The organism is Corynebacterium efficiens YS-314 (assembly GCF_000011305.1).
In the GTDB taxonomy this organism is placed as follows: Bacteria; Actinomycetota; Actinomycetes; order Mycobacteriales; family Mycobacteriaceae; genus Corynebacterium; species Corynebacterium efficiens.
Map to the genome: position 1 here is coordinate 754,720 of NC_004369.1, position 18,936 is coordinate 773,655.

13 protein-coding genes are annotated in these 18,936 nt (G+C 62.9%); 5 read left to right on the forward strand and 8 right to left on the reverse strand.

Annotated elements, in window-relative coordinates; genetic code table 11:
* Positions 1 to 5 precede the first annotated feature (5 nt).
* Positions 6 to 1,793 (reverse strand): allophanate hydrolase, encoded by a 1,788-nt coding sequence (gene atzF / locus CE_RS03670; RefSeq protein ID WP_006769612.1) that lies wholly within the window; start codon positions 1,791 to 1,793, stop codon positions 6 to 8.
* 39 nt (positions 1,794 to 1,832) lie between these two features.
* Positions 1,833 to 3,539: an amino acid permease gene (locus CE_RS03675; protein ID WP_006769611.1), complete on the reverse strand. Its 1,707-nt coding sequence runs from the start codon at positions 3,537 to 3,539 to the stop codon at positions 1,833 to 1,835.
* Positions 3,540 to 3,825: 286 nt separating this feature from the next.
* Here CE_RS03675 and CE_RS03680 point away from each other — a divergent pair, with 286 nt between their 5' ends.
* Positions 3,826 to 4,695, forward strand: a complete 870-nt coding sequence (locus CE_RS03680; RefSeq protein ID WP_011075114.1) for a putative nucleotidyltransferase substrate binding domain-containing protein — start codon at positions 3,826 to 3,828, stop codon at positions 4,693 to 4,695.
* A 73-nt stretch (positions 4,696 to 4,768) separates the two neighbouring features.
* Here CE_RS03680 and uca read toward each other — a convergent pair whose 3' ends face one another.
* Genes uca through CE_RS03695 form a run of 3 tightly spaced genes read right to left on the reverse strand, consistent with a single transcriptional unit; the run spans position 4,769 to position 10,010 of the window.
* Positions 4,769 to 8,377: an urea carboxylase gene (uca, locus tag CE_RS03685; RefSeq protein ID WP_006769609.1), complete on the reverse strand. Its 3,609-nt coding sequence runs from the start codon at positions 8,375 to 8,377 to the stop codon at positions 4,769 to 4,771.
* 34 nt (positions 8,378 to 8,411) lie between these two features.
* Positions 8,412 to 9,128 (reverse strand): urea amidolyase associated protein UAAP2, encoded by a 717-nt coding sequence (locus tag CE_RS03690; protein WP_006769608.1) that lies wholly within the window; start codon positions 9,126 to 9,128, stop codon positions 8,412 to 8,414.
* A 3-nt stretch (positions 9,129 to 9,131) separates the two neighbouring features.
* Positions 9,132 to 10,010 (reverse strand): urea amidolyase associated protein UAAP1, encoded by an 879-nt coding sequence (locus tag CE_RS03695; RefSeq protein WP_006769607.1) that lies wholly within the window; start codon positions 10,008 to 10,010, stop codon positions 9,132 to 9,134.
* A 385-nt stretch (positions 10,011 to 10,395) separates the two neighbouring features.
* Here CE_RS03695 and prpD point away from each other — a divergent pair, with 385 nt between their 5' ends.
* From prpD to CE_RS03710, 3 genes are read left to right on the forward strand one after another with little or no spacing between them, the layout of a single operon-like run.
* On the forward strand, positions 10,396 to 11,904 hold the full coding sequence (gene prpD / locus CE_RS03700) for a 2-methylcitrate dehydratase PrpD (protein ID WP_006769606.1): 1,509 nt from the start codon (positions 10,396 to 10,398) through the stop codon (positions 11,902 to 11,904).
* Positions 11,901 to 12,809: a methylisocitrate lyase gene (gene prpB / locus CE_RS03705; protein WP_006769605.1), complete on the forward strand. Its 909-nt coding sequence runs from the start codon at positions 11,901 to 11,903 to the stop codon at positions 12,807 to 12,809. The genes prpD and prpB overlap by 4 nt, the downstream gene beginning before the upstream one ends.
* A 28-nt stretch (positions 12,810 to 12,837) precedes the next feature.
* On the forward strand, positions 12,838 to 13,986 hold the full coding sequence (locus CE_RS03710) for a bifunctional 2-methylcitrate synthase/citrate synthase (RefSeq protein ID WP_006769604.1): 1,149 nt from the start codon (positions 12,838 to 12,840) through the stop codon (positions 13,984 to 13,986).
* Between the two features lie 17 nt (positions 13,987 to 14,003).
* Here the strand turns inward: CE_RS03710 and CE_RS03715 are convergent, their stop codons facing one another.
* The 3 genes from CE_RS03715 to CE_RS03725 all read right to left on the reverse strand — a co-directional run bounded on the left by CE_RS03715 (position 14,004) and on the right by CE_RS03725 (position 17,512).
* Entirely contained in the window at positions 14,004 to 14,390 is a 387-nt protein-coding gene (locus tag CE_RS03715) for a hypothetical protein (RefSeq protein ID WP_006769603.1), read from the reverse strand.
* A 124-nt stretch (positions 14,391 to 14,514) separates the two neighbouring features.
* Positions 14,515 to 16,290, reverse strand: a complete 1,776-nt coding sequence (locus CE_RS03720) for an acetyl/propionyl/methylcrotonyl-CoA carboxylase subunit alpha (protein ID WP_035109694.1) — start codon at positions 16,288 to 16,290, stop codon at positions 14,515 to 14,517.
* A gap of 328 nt (positions 16,291 to 16,618) precedes the next feature.
* Positions 16,619 to 17,512, reverse strand: a complete 894-nt coding sequence (locus CE_RS03725) for a sulfurtransferase (protein WP_006769601.1) — start codon at positions 17,510 to 17,512, stop codon at positions 16,619 to 16,621.
* A gap of 339 nt (positions 17,513 to 17,851) precedes the next feature.
* Here CE_RS03725 and CE_RS03730 point away from each other — a divergent pair, with 339 nt between their 5' ends.
* Positions 17,852 to 18,913, forward strand: a complete 1,062-nt coding sequence (locus CE_RS03730) for a Cj0069 family protein (protein ID WP_006769600.1) — start codon at positions 17,852 to 17,854, stop codon at positions 18,911 to 18,913.
* The last annotated feature ends 23 nt before the right edge of the window (positions 18,914 to 18,936 follow it).

Here is an 18,936-nt window from a genome sequence, read left to right on the forward strand (position 1 = left end):
GTACCTCACCGTGACGGTGCATGTATATCGTCCTGCTGGAGAGAATGCTCCAGGTAGGAACGCCAACCACCCCACTCCGTGATGTCCCGTGCTGATCCCAGGCAGGCCGGTTGGAAAGAAAAACCAGTGATGGAACGGCCATCGGACAGCGAGACGGAACCAAGCGTCATCGGCTCCGGTAGAGCGGTGAGGAGCCTGGCAAGCGAGTCGTGGGAGAGCAGCCATTCCTCGCCGTCTACGGACTGCCCGTCCGCCCCGGACGGCAGTGGCCCGGTCAGTCCAGGCTTGGGTGGGGTTGTATCCAGTGCGAAGAGCCTGTAATCACTCGTGGTGGTGATGTTCCCGAGGTACACCGCGCCCAGATTAAGCAATTCACGATTGAGTGGTTGACCTCTCAGGTGGGCGCCGAACACCGCGAGCGATACCACCCTGTCACCCTCGCGTGCGTTCTCGGCCAACCAACCCGGTGCTGGATCGTTCGTGGGAGTCGGGGGACCGGTAAATGTCCTTGCCACAGCCCCCACGATGTCATCCCGGAATGCGGTGGACAGGAAAGTGACACCGAAGCTCGCAGGAAGATGACTGCCCAGGGATCCACCGTCGGAAACGATTCCCGCCGGCACAGCAACGGCACATAGGTCGAAGAGATTGCAGAAGTTGGTGAAGGTGCCCATTGCTGCGTTCACGCCAATCGGGTCGTGTTGAACCGTTTCTATGTCGGGATGGAACGGGGCGGTGGGGACCATGATGACATCGCATGCCGACCACTCCCGCAGCGCAGCCTCCCGACGGGTCGCGAGGTCCCGCTGTGCCTCCAGGACCTCCGGGGCACTGAATCGGGTGGCCCCGGTGATGATCCCCCGCACGGTGGGGTCGATATTGTCATCGTCCCCTGCAGCCGTGACAAACTCTCCGACTGCCTCGGCGCGCTCGGCGACCAACGGCGAATCATAGAGCATCTTCGCGGCCTCGAGACTGGGATCCAGGTTGATTTCACGGATGAGAAATCCCCGCTCCTCCAGGCGCATGACAGCGGCGTGAAAAGCCCTGACCCACGTTTCTGACATTGAGGGCAGCGTCGTGGGAATGCCGACCACCGGGGATACGGGGGGTTTCATGGCCAGGTCGTGGGGGAGTTCCCGGTGGCCGGATTGTGCCATGATCTGCATGACGAGCTCGGCGATGGGAAGATCGGGTGCCAGCACAGTCACGCAATCGTAACTGGCGCAGGCTGGCACAACCCCGTCATTGGACACCAATCCGATTGTGGGTTTGATGCCGACTATTCCCTGCAAACCAGCCGGAATCCGACCTGAACCCGCAGTATCAGTGCCCAGGGCGGCATCGACCAACCCCAGGGAGACAGCGACTGCTGAACCTGAGGATGAACCACCGGATATCCGCTCGGGAACGATGGCATCCCTGACCGCGCCGTACGGGGAGCGGGTCCCCACGAGGCCGGTGGCGAACTGATCGAGGTTGGTTTTGCCCACGACAAGGGCCCCCTCAGACCTCAATTGGGCGACCACTGCGGAATCACGATCCGGAGTGTAGGCGAATCCGGGAGCAGCGGCGGTCGTGTCGAAACCAACGACATCGATATTATCCTTCACTGCTATCAACATGCCGGTCAGGCGACCCCGGGGGTGACGTTCATACTGCTCCGCGAGCTGTTCAGCTGCTGATTTCTTATCAAGGAGGGAGATGAAGATCTCGTCGCGACCAGAGTGACGTAGAGAATGGAAGAAGCGTTCCAGCTTCTGCAGGGCGTCTGTATGCGTCCGGAAGGGCATGATGGTCCTTTCTTTCTGATGGTTATCCCGGTGTGGCGGTCAAAAATGGGTGGAACGGTCGGGGATTGCTGACTGGGGTACCACAGCCCCGGTTGAAGTCCCGGTTGAAGTTCGGGTTGAAGTCCGGGCGGATTCTGCATGGATTCCGGTGGCCTCTGTACCCGTGACCACATCTGTGGGATCGGGGGTTATGGTCATGGTGGCTGGGGGCGCAGCTGCGGTGTGGGAGTTTCGGGGAGACTCCAGGGCAACCGGGTGTGGGTGGGCCCGGTTCCGGGGGAAGGCCATCAGGCCGAGGATGATCACGGCACCAACGGCGATCGGTCCGGCCCACTGCATGATCGGCGTATCGCCTGACGGGTTGTAGATCTCGGCGCGTGGCCAGGAGAGGTTCACGACCATGACGGTGCCGTAGACGACGGCACAAATATTGACAGGCAGCCCCCACCGCCCCAGGGTGAACAACTGCTTGCCATTGGCATCGGTGCTGGTGCCTCGGTCATAGGGCCAACCCTGGATTCGTCGAAGCAGCAGGGGGGCGGTGACCAGGAGGTAGGCCAGGTAGATCAGGATGATGCAGACACTGGTGATGGTGGCGAAGAGGGCATCGTTGCCTACATTGATGAGCAGAATGAGAATGCAGGCGACACCGACCACGATGGAGGGGAGAATCGGGGTGCCCGTCGTTGTGTTGACCCTGGACAGCATTCGCGAGGCCGGAAGGCGGTGGTCACGTGCCATGGAGAACATCAGCCGAGACGCAGCGGTCTGGATCGCGAGCGTGCAGATCAAAATGGCGATCGCCACGTCGATGAGTAGCACCGTTCCCCACGGGGATTCGAGGACGGTGTTGAGTACGTAGGGCAGACCCTCAACGCTGAGGCGACCGTCGGTGAGCGATGGGGCAGCCATGAGAGCACCCAGGATGAGTAGGCCACCACCGAGTGCGGAGACAGACAGTGCCTGTCGGATGGTCTTCGGTGCGACGGCCCGGGGATTGCGGGTTTCCTCCGCAAGTTCACCGGCACTGCCGAAACCGACCATGACGTAGGCCGCCATCAGGGCGGAGGCGATCCAGGCACCTATGTAACCGGAGGAGTCGCCGGTCCAGTTGGTTTCGAACACCACCTGCGGACCACGTTGGGCGTGGGCAAAGAGCACACCGATGATGGCCACGACCCCCACGAGTTCACAGACGACACCGATGGTGGTGACATAGCTCATCCACCTCACGCCGATGCAGTTGATGACGGTGGTGAGGACAATGAGGACTGAACCCAGCAGGACGGCGTTGGCTGCGCCGGACGGTGATGTCAGGGTGGGGTCATCACCGATGATCTGGAAGCCGGACCAGATGTTGGGCAGGACGACCTGCAGTGCGATAGCAGCTGCTGCTGCGGTGACGATCTGGGCGAGGATCATGAACCAGCCGGCGAACCAGCCGATGAATTCCCCACCCATCCGACGGGACCACTGGTATATGGCGCCGGAGACGGGAAACCTCGCAGCCAATTCGGCGAAACACAGGGCCACCATGTACTGACCGATGAACACAGCCACCCATGTCCAAAAGAACGCAGGGCCGCCGAAACCGAAACCCAGTCCGAACAACTGGAAGATGGTTGTCAGGATGGACACGAAGCTGAAGCCGGCGGCGAAGGAGGCGAACCGGCCCAGATTTCTTTGCAGCTGTTGTTCATACCCGAAGCTGCTGAGGTCATCGGAATCGGCTGCACGGTTTTTCATATCTGGGGGTACGGACCGTGTGGTGGTGTCAACCAGGTGATTTTGGGCAGTCATCATGCTTCTTTCTCAAGAGGGTGGCGGTGTCCTGCAGACCAGTGGTCTAGCAGTTCGGGGGAGGAACCTCCCCGCCGCAGTCAACACACTAACATTTTTATCTATCGATCGATAGGTAATGGTGGAAAGTGGAATTCACAGGTGGATTCGAAAGGGGCTGGCGGCACAAACCCATAGGGCAGACTTACAGGGAAGACGTTAAGAACCAACCGCTCAAAAGGAGCCCGATCACATGAGTGAACACAACCCGTGGTTAGGCTCCGTCATTGACCACATCCGTGCTGAACGTCGCGATGGTATGTCCACCCCTGACATCACTGCGCTGTGGTCTGGTGTCATCCGGGAACGCCTGGATGATCATCTGGCAGCCACCGGCTCAATCGGTCGGGGCGAGGGCACTGTGCACTCAGATCTGGATGTCATCCGGTTGGACGAGGGGCCGGTGCCCCGGCTGCAGGCACTTGTGGATGCCGGCATCGAGGTAGATCGGCAGGGTGTTGGTCCCCACTCCGGAATCCTTCCGCGTTCCGCCGATGAGTGGACAGCACAGGTGCACGACTGGGTGACCCACCCAGCAGAGAACCGGGGGGTCGTCCTGACCGGCCTCCTAGCCGATGCCGCCCACCCTGTCCGGCAGGTGGCGGGACGCGTGGTCCCGGACAGCCCGATTGTGGCGGACATGCTCCGCGATGCCTTGTCGACGAGGGTGCCCAGGATCACCGGTGTGTTATCCCGTGGCACGGTGGGGTTGAAGAGTGAGCTGCTCACCCCTGTTGTCAAGCTCGCCCGCTGGGCGGCTCTCGCATCCGGGGCGGACGCACTGTCGACGCCCGACCGCCTGATGGCCGCTGATCCCCATTTTCTCTCATCGGCTCAGGTTGCTGATCTCCAGCGGGCCTTTGAGACTGTCCTCAGCCTGCAGGTGGATCTGGACCTGGGCCTGGTTCCGCACATGGCCGTCGACAGGCGGGGTGGCATCGTTCTCTCCTCCCTCGCCACCGACACAGTAACTGATCTGTCCAAGGTCGCCAGGACTCTACGCGGGGTGCACAAGGTCCTCGCCTATAACTTGTCGACGTCCTCGTTCAGCGGTTCCCGGTGAGGGGACGGATGCAGCTGATCCGGGTTGCGCTCCACCTACATCCCCCGCTTGGTGGCGGCGGTACCGGGTTTTCCTACTCGGATGCCACACTGATGAGGATCTGCCCCTGGGTAACCTGATCACCCGGGCTGGCATGGATTGCGGTGACCACACCGTCGACCGGGGACGATACCGCGGTCTCCATCTTCATGGCCTCCAGGGACAACAACTGGTCACCGGTGGATACCCTGTCCCCCAGGGTGACGGAGAACTGCCACAGTGTGGACATCAACGGGGCGCTGACACCGATGGACCCCTCAGGTATGACCGCCTCTTCGGTATTGGCTGCTGGTTCCGGTTTGATGTCGAATTCACCGGATTCCCGCCACCGTTGCTTCTCCTCGTCGAATGCCGCGGTCTGACTCTCCTGGAACTCCCGGATGGAATCGGCGTGGGTGTCCAGGAACTCCCGGTACTCAGCGAAGGAGAATGTTCCCTCCTCGACCTCGACGCGGCCCCGACCGGCATCGGTCTCGGTACGCATCTCCAAAAGTTCTTCCGCACTGACCGGGTACCACTCGATGCGGTCGAAGAAACGCAGGGCCCAGGGGGCATCCTGGAAGAGGCCCCCCGTCCGGTACCTGTTCCACATCTGGGTGGTGCGACCGACGAACTGGTAGCCACCGGGCCCCTCCATTCCGTATACGCAGAGGTAGGCGCCACCGATGCCCACGGCGTTTTCCGGTGTCCAGGTACGCGCCGGGTTGTATTTGGTTGTCACCAGACGGTGGCGGGGATCAAGGGGAGTTGCTACCGGTGCACCCAGGTAGACATCACCCAGACCCAGCACGAGGTAAGAGGCGTTGAAGACCGTGCGGTACACATCATCTACGGTGTCCAGGCCGTTAACCCGGCGGATGAACTCGATGTTCCACGGGCACCAGGGGGCGTCATCGCGGACACCATTCATATACCGTTCGATTGCCAGGCGCGTCTGGGGGTCATCCCACGACAGGGGCAAACGCACTGTCCGTGAAGGGACCGCTAGTTCCTCGGTGGCGGGTAGATCCTCCTCGATGGACATCATGAGTTCCACCAATTGCGAGGGGCGGATGACAGCCGGATCCACCTGGAGCTGCAGTGAACGGATGCCGGGCGTCAGGTCGGTGACTCCGGGAATCTCCCGTTTCTCAATCTCCGTGTGAAGCACATGGACACGCATGCGTAACCCGATGTCGAGCACCTGCTCACCGTATTCAATGAGCAGGTTGGTGTCTCCCGCACGACGGTAGGTTACAGACGGTCGATCACCGTCTTCCGGGACCCGAGCGAGCACCCCGTGGTCTCCGTCCCCCGACGGAGTCAACAGCTCCGGGGTGGCCCGCAAGTCGATGGTGTCGGCTGCATCCGCCTCCCGGACCGGGACGAAGCGTACCGTGTCACCCGGCCGTAACTGACCCAGCTTCCACAGATCGCCACTGGTCACCACAGCCGGACAGACAAATCCGCCGAGGCTGGGGCCGTCGGGCCCCAGGATGATAGGGGTGTCCCCGGTGAAGTCGATTGCGCCGATGGCATAGGCGTTGTCGTGGATATTGGAGGGATGCATGCCTGCCTCGCCACCGTCGGTTCGCGCCCAGGTCGGATTCGGCCCGTCAAGCCGCACACCCGAGCGCGCCGAGTTCAGGTGCACGACATAATCGGAACTGTAGAAGACCTCGATATCCTCCGGGGTGAAAAAGTCCGGTGCCTCGTGGGGTCCTTCCGTGACGGCGATGCGCCAATGGTGGGAGAACACCGGCCGTTGATCCTCGGGGATGGGGCGGGCGCGCACGGCCTGATGTGGATCCGCCCCCACCGGACGAAGGACATCACCGCTGAGCAGCGCGCGTCCGGCGTGCCCACCGAATTGACCGAGGGTGAAGGTTGAGGCCGACCCCAGGTAGTCCGGGACATCTAACCCGCCTTCAACAGCGAGGTAGGTGCGCAGGCCAACACTGCTGGTCTCTCCGATGTGCAGTTCATCACCGGAGCGGACATCAATGGGAACCCACTGGGGAATGGGCTGACCCGAGAGCATGCACAGGGCCGGGGCACCAGTGATGCAGATGCGGGTGGCGTGCGAGAATCTCAGCACCGGCCCGGTGGATGTGCATTCCAGACCGGGGGCGCTGGCATCGTTGCCGAGGGCCTCATTGGCCAGGCGGAAGGACACCGAATCCATGGGGCCTGATGGCGGGACCCCGACCTTCCAGAATCCGCGGCGACCGGGCCAGTCCTGCACGGTGGTCAGCATGCCGGGTTCGAGGACATCGATGCGTGGTTCCGGATCGCTGGTGACCTCCAATGTCGAGGTGGAGTGGTCCGCGGCCCGCAGCGTGGGCTCCATGACGAGTGCCCGGAGCAGGGGCAGGTTGGTGACGATGCCATCGACACGACTGACCGCTAGCGCACCGTGAAGCAGATCCAGCGCATCGTTTCTCGTGGCGGCATGGGTGATGATCTTGGCGAGCATCGGATCGTAATGGGGGGATACCTCCAGGCCGGTTTCGATCCATCCGTCGATACGCACGTTCTCCATCGGGTCCCCACCCTGACCGGGAAAGACAGCCCGGGTGACAACACCTGAGCTGGGCGCGCATTCCTTGGCGGGGTCTTCTGCGTAGACACGGGCTTCCACGGCCACACCGCGGGGCGTGAGATTAGCTTCAAAGATGGACCGGTTGACACCAGCTTCCCCCTCGTCACGTGCACCCGCCTGACGCAGCATGAGCTCAACCAGATCGACGTCGAAAACCGCCTCAGTGACCGGATGCTCCACCTGCAATCGGGTGTTCATCTCCAGGAAGTAGGCTTCCTCGCGATGGGGATCGTAGATGAATTCCACCGTGCCGGCTGAGCGGTAATCAACGGAGGCAGCCAACGCCCGGGATGCCTGGTGGATGGTCTGGCGGACTACCGGGGGCAGATCCGGTGCGGGGGCTTCTTCCACCACCTTCTGGTTTCGGCGCTGGAGGGAACAGTCACGGTCGCCGAATACAGCAACGGCGCCAGCACCATCACCGAAAACCTGTACCTCGATGTGCCGGGCCGGGCGCACCAGACGTTCCAGGAACACCCCTCCGGAGCCGAAGTTCTGTTCCGCCAGACGCTGCACCCGGGTGAATGCCTCACGGACCTGATCCAGGCCCGTGCAGGACTGCATACCGATGCCACCACCGCCGTTACTGGCCTTGACCATCACCGGCAGGCCGATCTCCTGAGCTTTTGCCACGGCCTCGTCAGCAGAGGAAAGCAGGCCGGTACCGGGCAGAAGCGGAACGCCGGCTGCCTCCGCCAGCTGCCGGGCCGTGTGCTTGATGCCGAACTTGTCCAACTGTTCGGGGGTCGGTCCGACAAAGGCGATGCCTGCAGCTTCGACAAGACGGGCGAACTCTGCGTTTTCCGACAGAAAGCCGTAACCCGGGTGGATAGCACCGGCACCGGACTTCACGGCGATATCGAGTACACGGTCGATGTCGAGGTAGGACTGGGCAGCTGGTGCCGGGCCCAGGAGGTGGGCTTCGTCAGCCTCACGGACGTGTGGGGCCGCGGCATCAGCCTCGGAATAAATGGCGATCGTTCTAAGTCCCATGCGGCGGGCGGTGCGGATGATGCGGCGCGCGATCTCGCCGCGGTTTGCGATCAGAATGCTGTCAAACATGTGGGTTGTCCTCGAAATGTGGTGGGGTGGACGGTCAGGAGGTCGGGCGTGTGATGATCATGCGCAGTGGTGTGCAGTTGAAGTCATTGCACGGGTTGTTCATCTGCGGGCAGTTGGACACGATGACCAGGGTGTCCATCTCCGCACGGAGACCGACCCGGCGGCCCGGGGCGGACATCCCATCGACGATTCCGAGGGAACCATCAGCCTCCACCGGGACGTTCATGAACCAGTTGAGGTTGGAGACGATGTCGCGTGGACCCATGCCGTATCTGCGGGCCTCGGCCAGGAAATTCTCACGACAACCGTGGTCGTTATGGGTGTGATGTCCGTAGCGGAGGGTGTTGGATTCCTTGCTGCACGCACCACCGATGGTGTCCTGACGATCAACTTCGTTTTCGATGACGGTCATCAGCGGGTGCCCCAGGTTTGAGCGCAGTACGGTGCCGGTGCGAACATAGACATTTCGCTGCCAGGAGATGGTCTGGGGGACGCTGTAGCGTTCATCGATGTTGTAGGCGTTGTAGATCAGGCAATCGGCTGACTGATTACCGCCGACATCCACGATGGTCAGGATGTCTCCGGCGCGCACGGTGGCTGACCAGGCATCACGTGGTTCCACCAGATCGTCGAGGAGGATGTCTCCTGCAATGACCGGTTGTGACATGTCGAGGACTGTTTCCGGCTGGTAGACCGCGCCACGGGGGACGCTGGATGCGGGGGTGGTGTCAGCCTGGAGATGGGTGGTCATTGATCAGTGTCCCTTCGCTTCTGCATAGTCGATGGTGTTGAGGTAGGCGCGCTGTCGTTCCGGCGAGGCGGCGTACCACGGGGAGGAAGGGCCGGTGGGGTCCGAGCGCCACGCATGGACGCGCAGTGGCCCGGAGACGTAATCGGTGTGGGGATCAAGCGGGTGGGGGGAATTGGCCACGAGGATGATCAACGGAAGTTCAGCAAGCAGATCCACCGTTGTCCCTGCACCGGCTCCACCGGTGAAGTGCATCCCACCGTCTGCGGCGATGGTGGTTCCCTTGAAGAACGCGATCGACGGCGGGATGTCCCGTGACGTGAGGCCATGCTTGACACCGGCCTGTTCGAACAGGGACTGGCCTGATGGATACACGCCGTGGATCCGCGGGTCGCCGTATTTCTCTCGGGTCATGGTGTCACTCATCACACCACACAGGGCGTCGTGGTGATGGGAGGTATCCCCGACCACCGTGGCGAGGACTCGACCCTCGCCCGATAACAGGGGATGTCCCTCGGTCGGGTACGCCTGCCAGGGGATTTTGATGGTATCCGCTGCGTTGAAACGCTCCCAGGGGGCATCGGCGTTGAAGAGCAGTACATGGGCGCACGCATTACCGGAGACATCCTCGAGACGGATGCGGGTGCCACGCTGAACGACCTTGTGGGTGTAACCCCCCGGGGCAACCGTCTCCGCCCAGGTGAGGAGCTCGGGGGAAACGCCTTCGGGCGGGTACGGGGTGGAACTGGCCGGCAGATACGGCTGATACGGGGAGGTCTGTTTACTCCGGGAGCGGGCATTCTCACGCGCACTAGTCACGGTGCCGGTCGAATGCAGCCCCCGCTCGTCATCCACGTCGGATTCTGTCTCGGTGATACGAAGCATGTGAATAGTCCTCCTTCGAAACTGGGGTGATGATCAGAACTTCCGCAGGCGGAAACTGAGGGGAAGTACGGCGCATAGTTTATCTATAGATCGACCGATAATTACAGATAGCAATCGCTGAGAGGGGTGCTGTAAGTGGAAAATGCCAGCAGGAAGCGCCTGGGCGCACCCCCATTTGGGGAGTTATGTATCCGGGACTATGTCGGTTTTGTCTCTTGGGGCGCAGGCGCAACTTCTCTCCAGGGTGTGAAAACTCACTGTGGCCCACAGCACAATTAGGGCTTAAGGTGGAGGAAAGAGAAACGAGTTTCATTACCTCCGAGGGCGCGTGGATGGTGTGGGAAGGTGAGCCCTTGAAGGTTGAGTGACCTGTTAGGAGCCCACCATGCGTATCCACGAAGTCCGTACCCATGCCTCGGCGGAGCCGTTCCCGCTAGAGGATCATCTGGCCTGGAAGATCGCGCAGGTGGCGGTGGATCCGGTGGAGGTGGTCCCTGAGGTGCGGGAGATGGTGATCAACAGGATCATCGACAACGCCGCGGTGGCGGTGGCCTCCCTGTTGCGTCGCCCGGTCACCACCGCCCGCGCCCAGGCACAGGCCCACCCACGTGATGCCCGCGGGGCGACGGTGTTCGGGATCCCGGGACGGTATTCCCCGGAATGGGCGGCCTGGGCCAATGGCACCGCGGTGCGGGAACTGGATTTCCATGACACCTTCCTGGCGGCGGACTACTCCCACCCGGGCGACAACATCCCACCGATCCTGGCGGTGGCCCAGTCCCAGGGCAGCACCGGGGAGGATCTGATCCGGGCGATCACCACCGCCTATGAGATCCACGTGGACCTGGTCAAGGGGATCTGCCTGCATGAGCACAAGATCGACCATGTGGCGCATCTGGGTCCGGCGGCCGCGGCGGGTCTGGGCACACTGCTGCACCTGCCCCCGGAGGTGATCTACCAGGCCATCGGTCAGGCCCTGCACACCACCACCGCCACCCGCCAGTCCCGCAAGGGGGAGATCTCCTCCTGGAAGGCGTTTGCCCCCGCGTTCGCCGGCAAGATGGCCATCGAGGCGGTGGACCGTGCCATGCGCGGAGAGGGGGCCCCGGCACCGATCTGGGAGGGGGAGGACGGTGTCATCGCCTGGCTGCTGTCCGGCAGGGATCACATCTACCATGTCCCGCTGCCGGAACAGGGGGAACCCAAACGCGGCATCCTGGAGACCTACACCAAGGAGCACTCCGCGGAGTACCAGTCCCAGGCCCCGATCGACCTGGCGCGCAGCCTCAAACCGCAGGTGGAGGCCGCCGGTGGCATCACGGAGGTGGACTCGGTGGTGCTGCACACCAGTCACCACACCCACCATGTCATCGGCACCGGTGCCAATGATCCGCAGAAGATGGATCCGCAGGCATCCCGGGAGACACTGGATCACTCCATCATGTACATCTTTGCCGTCGCCCTGCAGGACGGGGTGTGGCACCACGAACACTCCTACAGCCGCAAGCGCGCCACCCGCCCGGACACTGTCGAGCTGTGGCAGAAGATCACCACGGTGGAGGAACCCGAGTGGACCCGCCGCTACCACTCCGAGGACCCCTCGGAGAAGGCCTTCGGTGCGCGGGCGGTGATCACCATGCGCAGTGGTGAGGTGATCGAGGGGGAACTCGGCGTGGCCGACGCCCATCCTCTCGGGGCACGACCCTTCGGACGCGAACAGTACATCGAGAAATTCCGGACGCTGGCCCACGGCATTCTCCCCGAGGCGGAACAGGACCGGTTCCTCACCGCCGCCCAGACCCTGCCGGATCTGGGTGATCTCGCCGAGCTCAACATCGTGCTTGATAGCGCCACCCTGGCCACCGCCCCGAACATCGGAAAGGGATTGTTATGAACATGTTCTCAACGGCTAAGACACCATCGGAGCGTCGTAAAGCTCTCCGCGCGGCCCTGGAGGCCGAACCCATCGTGCGACTCCCGGGAGCCTTCTCCCCGCTGGTCGCCCGCTCCATCGAGGAGGCCGGTTTCGAGGGGGTCTACGTCAGCGGCGCGGTGGTCGCCGCCGACCTCGCGCTGCCCGACATCGGCCTGACCACCCTCACCGAGGTGGCCGGGCGTGCCCGCCAGATCGCCCGTGCCACGGACCTGCCGGTGCTTGTCGACGCCGACACCGGCTTCGGCGAACCCATCAACGCCGCCCGCACCGTCACCGAACTCGAGGACGCCGGCGTTGCCGGATGCCAGCTCGAGGACCAGGTCAACCCCAAACGCTGCGGCCACCTGGACGGCAAGGAGGTGGTGACCACCGAGCAGATGGTCCGGCGGATCGGTGCCGCGGTCTCCGCCCGCCGCGACCCGGACTTCCTTATCTGCGCCCGGACCGACGCCGCGGGTATCGAGGGCATGGCCGCCGCCATTGACCGCGCCCACGAATACGCCGCCGCCGGGGCGGATGTCATCTTCCCCGAGGCCCTGCACACCCGCGAGGAGTTCGAGATGTTCCGACGCGCGGTGCCCGAGGTGCCCCTGCTGGCCAACATGACGGAATTCGGCAAAACCGAACTGCTCACCACCCGGGAACTCGAGGAGATCGGATATGACGCCGTGATCTACCCCGTGACCACCCTGCGCATCGCCATGGGACATGTGGAGCAGGCCCTGTGGGAGATGGCGGATGCCGGCACCCAGGCGGGCTGGGTCGACCGCATGCAGCACCGCAGTCGCCTCTATGAGCTGGTCCGCTACGCCGATTTCAACGTCTTCGACCAGAACCTGTTCACCTACCGGCCGAAAACCTGACCAACAACTCACGGGAAGGAACCCAGACATGAATGACAAGAACGTGGAGGTCCGCCGGGGTCTCTACGGGGTGGTCTCCGACTACACCGCCATCTCCAAGGTGATGCCCGAAACCAACTCCCTGACCTACCGCGGATACCCGGTGCAGGACCTGGTGGAACACTGTTCCTTCGAGGAGGTGATCTACCTGCTGTGGAACGGTGAACTGCCCACCGCAGAGCAGCTGCGGGAGTTCAACACCCGGGGTCGTTCCTACCGGGTGCTCGATGCCGGGCTGATCGCCCTGATCCATTCCCTGCCCATGGGTTGCCACCCCATGGATGTGCTGCGCACCGCGGTGTCCTACATGGGTACCAAGGATCCGGAACCCTTCACCACCGGTGCCGATCACGTGCTGCGGATCGGCCACAATCTCCTCGCCCAGCTGCCGATGGTGGTGGCCATGGACATCCGACGCCGCAGCGGGGCGGACATCATCGCACCCGACCCGGACAAGGGGATCGCCGAGAACTTCCTGTCCATGGTCTTCGGTACCGCCTCCGCGTCCGTGGCCACCAACCCGGAGGATGTCCGCGATTTCGAGAAATCCCTCATCCTGTATGCGGAACACTCCTTCAACGCCTCCACCTTCACCTCCAGGGTGATCACCTCCACCCGCTCGGATGCCTACTCCGCGATCGCCGGGGCCATCGGTGCTCTCAAGGGCCCGCTGCACGGTGGTGCCAATGAATTCGTCATGCACACCATGCTGGACATCGACGATCCGGACAATGCGGCGGCCTGGGTGCACCGGGCCCTGGACAACAAGGACCTGATCATGGGCTTCGGCCACCGCGTGTACAAGAGCGGTGACAGCCGGGTGCCGTCGATGGAGAAGTCCATGCGGGCGTTGGCGCAGCGGCATGATGCGGAGAAGTGGGTGCGCATGTATGAGCAGATGCAGCAGGTGATGGAGGACCGCACCGGCATCAAACCCAACCTGGATTTCCCCGCCGGCCCGGCCTATCACATCCTCGGTTTCCCGGTGGATTTCTTCACCCCGTTGTTCGTCCTGGCCCGTCTGGCCGGGTGGACCGCCCACATCGTCGAACAGTATGAGAACAACTCCCTCATCCGTCCGCTGGCGGCCTACAACGGTGTGGAGCAGCGGGAGGTGGTGCCGATCGATCAGCGCTGAATGGCAGCCGGACAGTCTCAGACGGTGATGCCCAGGAACCCCCTGGCCCACCGTCGGATGGTCGCCCCGCCCTGTTCAACGGCGTCCGAGATGGTGACCGGGGTGAGCATCGGGTCATTGGGCACAGAGGTGGCGGGATCCCCGACGGGGAGGACCTCCAGGTCGGCGGTGTCATCATCGCCGCGGCGCAGGCGGGCCAGTGCCAGCATCTCCACGCTGGTCTGCTCACAGATCGCCCAGGTGTAGACGGTGTCCTCCGCCCAGTCCCGGTAGCTGCGGGCCACAGCTTCCCCATCCACCGGGTGTCCGAGCGCGGTGGCCAGGGCGGGCAGATCGTTGATGCGCTCATCGGCTGTGAGTTTCCGGGCGTAGAAACGCCCGCCGTTGATATCCATCGGTTCCATGAAAGGTCCTTTAGCAGAGAGTGGGGTGCCCGGCCACGGGGGAGGGCAGGCGAAACGAGTGAAGCACCCCGCGTTCAGGCGGGGTGCTTCAACTCAGAACAGGGCTGTCTGTTCCCTGAAGGGATTACTTGATCTCCAGGAGAACCTGACCCTTGGTCACGCCCTCACCCGCGGCGATGGTCAGACCGGAGACGGTACCGGACTTGTGGGCCTTGACCGGGTTCTCCATCTTCATGGCCTCGAGAACCACGACGGTGTCACCCTCGGAGACCTCGGCGCCGTCCTCAACGTTGACCTTGATGACGGTGCCCTGCATCGGGGCTGCGACGGAGTCACCGGAGACACCGGCCTTGGCGCCACCTGCGCGACGCTTCTTCGGCTTCTTCTTGGCGGCACCTGCGCCACCGCCGAGAGCGAGGTCGCCCGGGAGAGCCACCTCGACGCGGCGGCCGTCGATCTCGACGATGACCTTCTGCGACGGGGTCTTCTCCTCGTCGTCGAGGTCGGCTGCATCGACGAACGGCTCGATCGGGTTGTCCCAGACCTCCTCGATCCACTTGGTGTAGACCTCGAAGCCCTCGCCGTCACCGACGAATGCCGGGTTGGAGACGATGTGGGAGTGGAACGGGATGACGGTCGGCATGCCCTCGACGATGTACTCGCCGAGCGCACGACGGGAACGCTCCAGGGCCTGCTCACGGGTCTGGCCCCAGACGATCAGCTTGGCCAGCATGGAGTCGAACTGGCCGGAGATCTCGGAACCCTCGACAACGCCGGAGTCCATGCGGACACCCGGGCCGGCGGGCTCACGGTAGCGGGTGATCTTGCCCGGTGCGGGCATGAAGTTGGAGCCTGCGTCCTCGCCGTTGATGCGGAACTCGAAGGCGTGGCCGCGTGGGGTCGGGTCCTCCTTGATGGAGAGCTCGGCGCCCTCGGCGATGCGGAACATCTCGCGCACCAGGTCGATGCCGGTGGTCTCCTCGGTGACGGGGTGCTCCACCTGCAGGCGGGTGTTGACCTCCAGGAAGGAGATCAGTCCGTCGGAACCGACCAGGTACTCCACGGTGCCGGCACCGTAGTAACCGGCCTCGCGGCAGATAGCCTTGGCGGAGGAGTGGATGCGGTCACGCTGCTCATCGGTGAGGAACGGTGCCGGTGCCTCCTCGACGAGCTTCTGGAAACGACGCTGCAGGGAGCAGTCACGGGTACCGGCGACCACAACGTTGCCGTGCTTGTCGGCGATGACCTGTGCCTCGACGTGGCGGGCCTTGTCCAGGTAGCGCTCCACGAAGCACTCACCACGACCGAAGGCGGCGGTGGCCTCACGGGTGGCGGATTCGAAGAGGTCGGCGACCTCGTCCATCTCGTAGGCGACCTTCATGCCACGTCCGCCGCCACCGAAGGCAGCCTTGATGGCGATGGGGAGACCGAACTCCTCGGCGAAGGCGACAACCTCAGCGGCGTCCTTGACAGGCTCCTTGGTGCCCGGTGCCATCGGTGCGTTGGCGTTGTTGGCGATGTGGCGTGCGGTGACCTTGTCACCGAGGGAACGGATGGACTCAGGGGATGGTCCGATCCAGATCAGGCCCTCGTTGATGACAGCTTCAGCGAAATCGGCGTTCTCGGCGAGGAAGCCGTAGCCGGGGTGGACAGCGTCTGCACCGGACTTGCGTGCTGCGTCAATGATCTTGTCAATGACGAGGTAGGACTCTGCGGAAGTCTGGCCACCGAGTGCGAAGGCCTCATCGGCATACTCGACGAAAGGGGCATCTGCGTCCGGCTCCGCGTAGACGGCGACAGAGGCGATGCCTTCATCCCGTGCTGCGCGGAAAACACGGATTGCGATTTCACCACGGTTGGCGACAAGTACCTTGGTGATCTTCCTGGTCTCGACTGACACTAAAACCCTCCTGGTTTTGATTTTCTTCACGACAGAGCACCGCACTGTTCATTGACTGCATGACAGCGTATGACAGTGCCCCTGCGATCAGCATTATTCTTGCACACTAACTCGGTGATCTTTTAGCGAATCCCGCTAAGGGGGTTAGACGATCCGGATTCTGGTGTACCCTGTGACCGCGTTAACATACCCGCATTACGGTACTGGATGGTCATTTCCCAGGCAAAGTTTCCCGGTGTCCACATGCAGGGGAGATCCAGGTCACACCCCGTCCCCGGGGTGTACCCGGGAGGGTACGGGGGTGACCAGGGAGGTGACCCCGGGGTGACTAGAGTGAGCCCGGCTCATCACCCTGGACGATGGGCATGCGCACCATGTTGCCCCACTCGGACCAGGAACCGTCATAGTTGCGGACGTTTTCAAACCCCAGCAGGTACTTCAACACGAACCAGGTGTGGGCCGCGCGGTCACCCACGCGGCAGTACACCACGGTGTCCTCGGCAGGGTTGAGGTGCGAGTACACCTCCTCGATCTCCTTGCGGCTGCGGAAGTTGCCGTTCGGCAACACGGCCTGCTCCCATTCGATGTGGACGGCACCGGGGATGTGTCCGCCACGCAGCACACCCTCGCCGGCGACGGGATTGCCCTCATCATCACGGCCCCGGTACTCCTCGGCGGTGCGGACGTCGACAAGCTTCGTGCCGGCACCACCGCGCAGGCTCTCCAGCACCTCGGCGACGAAGGCGCGGTGGCCCTCGTCGACACGCTCGACCACCGGGTAGTTGGTCGGAGGGTAGGCGGGCACCGCGTAGGAGGTGTCGCGTTCCTCGGACATCCAGGCATCACGGCCACCGTTGAGGAGTCGGACATCGGCGTGCCCGAAGAGTTCGAACACCCAGAGGGTGAACGCCGCCCACCAGTTGGATTTGTCACCGTAGATGACCACGGTGTCATCGCGGTGGATGCCCTTGCGGTTCATCAGATCAGCGAAAGCCTTGCCGTCGATGAAGTCACGGGTGACCGGGTCATTGAGATCCTTGTCCCAGTCGATGCGCACGGCGCCGGGGAGGTGCCCGATGTCGTACAGGATGGAATCCTCGTTGGACTCGACCACTTTCAGACCCGGTGAACCCAGCCGCGCTGAGAGCCAGGATGCTGAGACGAGTCTCTCAGGATGTGCGTACTCCTGGAATGGGGGGAACGGGTCGAACGGTGCTGCCATGTGAGGTCGCTGCCTTCCGTGTATTAGGTGATTCTTTTATTACTGCGTTACCCAGCATATTCCTTCCACCCGCCTGTGTCCTTAATTACTTGTGCGTTCTCCCGATGCACGGGTTTCCGGCGCGTGCTTTAAAGTCATTGGTGTCAACGTGAAAGAACCTGACTACCGAAGCTGCTCTGCGAATCGACTGCCATGAGGGTTTCCCATGTTGCCCCCCATTTTTGATCCTGTTGATTCCACCCCGGTTGCGTCTGCACCGCCCCGTGAGGGCGTGCATCCATGCCACACCCCAGGCATCCGCCAGACACCGGGGTTCACGAGAAAGTGACATCCACCACCATGTTCAAGAGCATCGTTGTTTTTGAGGTCGAAGGCGGCTCCGACAAGTACCTCGACGGTCACCGCAGGGACACCATGCCGATCATCAACTCCCTCACCGAACACGGGTGGCACGCCGAGGTGGTCTATTACCGGCCCGAGTGGACCGAGGACATCTTCGACTATGTCACCGGTGCCTTCGACGGCTACATCTCCCGGGTGAACCCCGGCAACATCCCCGGTGGGGAACGCGGTTATTTCGATCTGCTCACCCGCCTGTCGGACGCCGGTCTGGTCGGTATGTCCACCCCGGAGGAGATGATGGCCTACGGCGCCAAGGACGCGCTGGTGAAGCTGTCATCAACCGACCTGGTGCCCACCGACACCCACGCCTACTACGATGTGGAGACCTTCCACGCCACGTTCCCCACCTCGCTGTCCTACGGCGAACGGGTGCTCAAACAGAACCGCGGGTCCACCGGCTCCGGTATCTGGCGGGTGCAGCTGCGCGACAAGCAGCTGGCTGCCGCCATCGAACCGGGTACCGCGCTGCCCCTGGACACCGAGATCAAATGCACCGAGGCGGTGGACAACCACACCGAGATCCGCCAGCTGGGCGAATTCATGGATTTCTGCGACCAGTACATCGTCGGTGACAACGGCATGCTGGTGGACATGCGGTTCATGCCCCGCATCGTCGAGGGCGAGATCCGCATCCTGCTCGTCGGCCCGCACCCGGTGTTCGTGGTGCACAAGAAGCCGGCCGAGGGCGAGGACAACTTCTCCGCCACCCTCTTCTCCGGGGCGCACTACACCTATGACCGGCCTGAGGAGTGGCAGGACCTCATCGACATGTTCGCCGCCGCGCGCCCGGTCATCGCGGAGAAACTCGGCGGCGACAACATCCCCCTGATCTGGACCGCCGACTTCATGCTCGACACCGCCCCCGACGGCTCCGACACCTATGTCCTCGGCGAGATCAACTGTTCCTGCGTCGGTTTCACCTCCGAGTTGGACATGGGCATCCAGCAGCTGGTCGCCCGGGAGGCCATCCAGCGCATCGAGGCCGCGCACGCCGGGTAACCGGGATGCTTATCGACGCACCA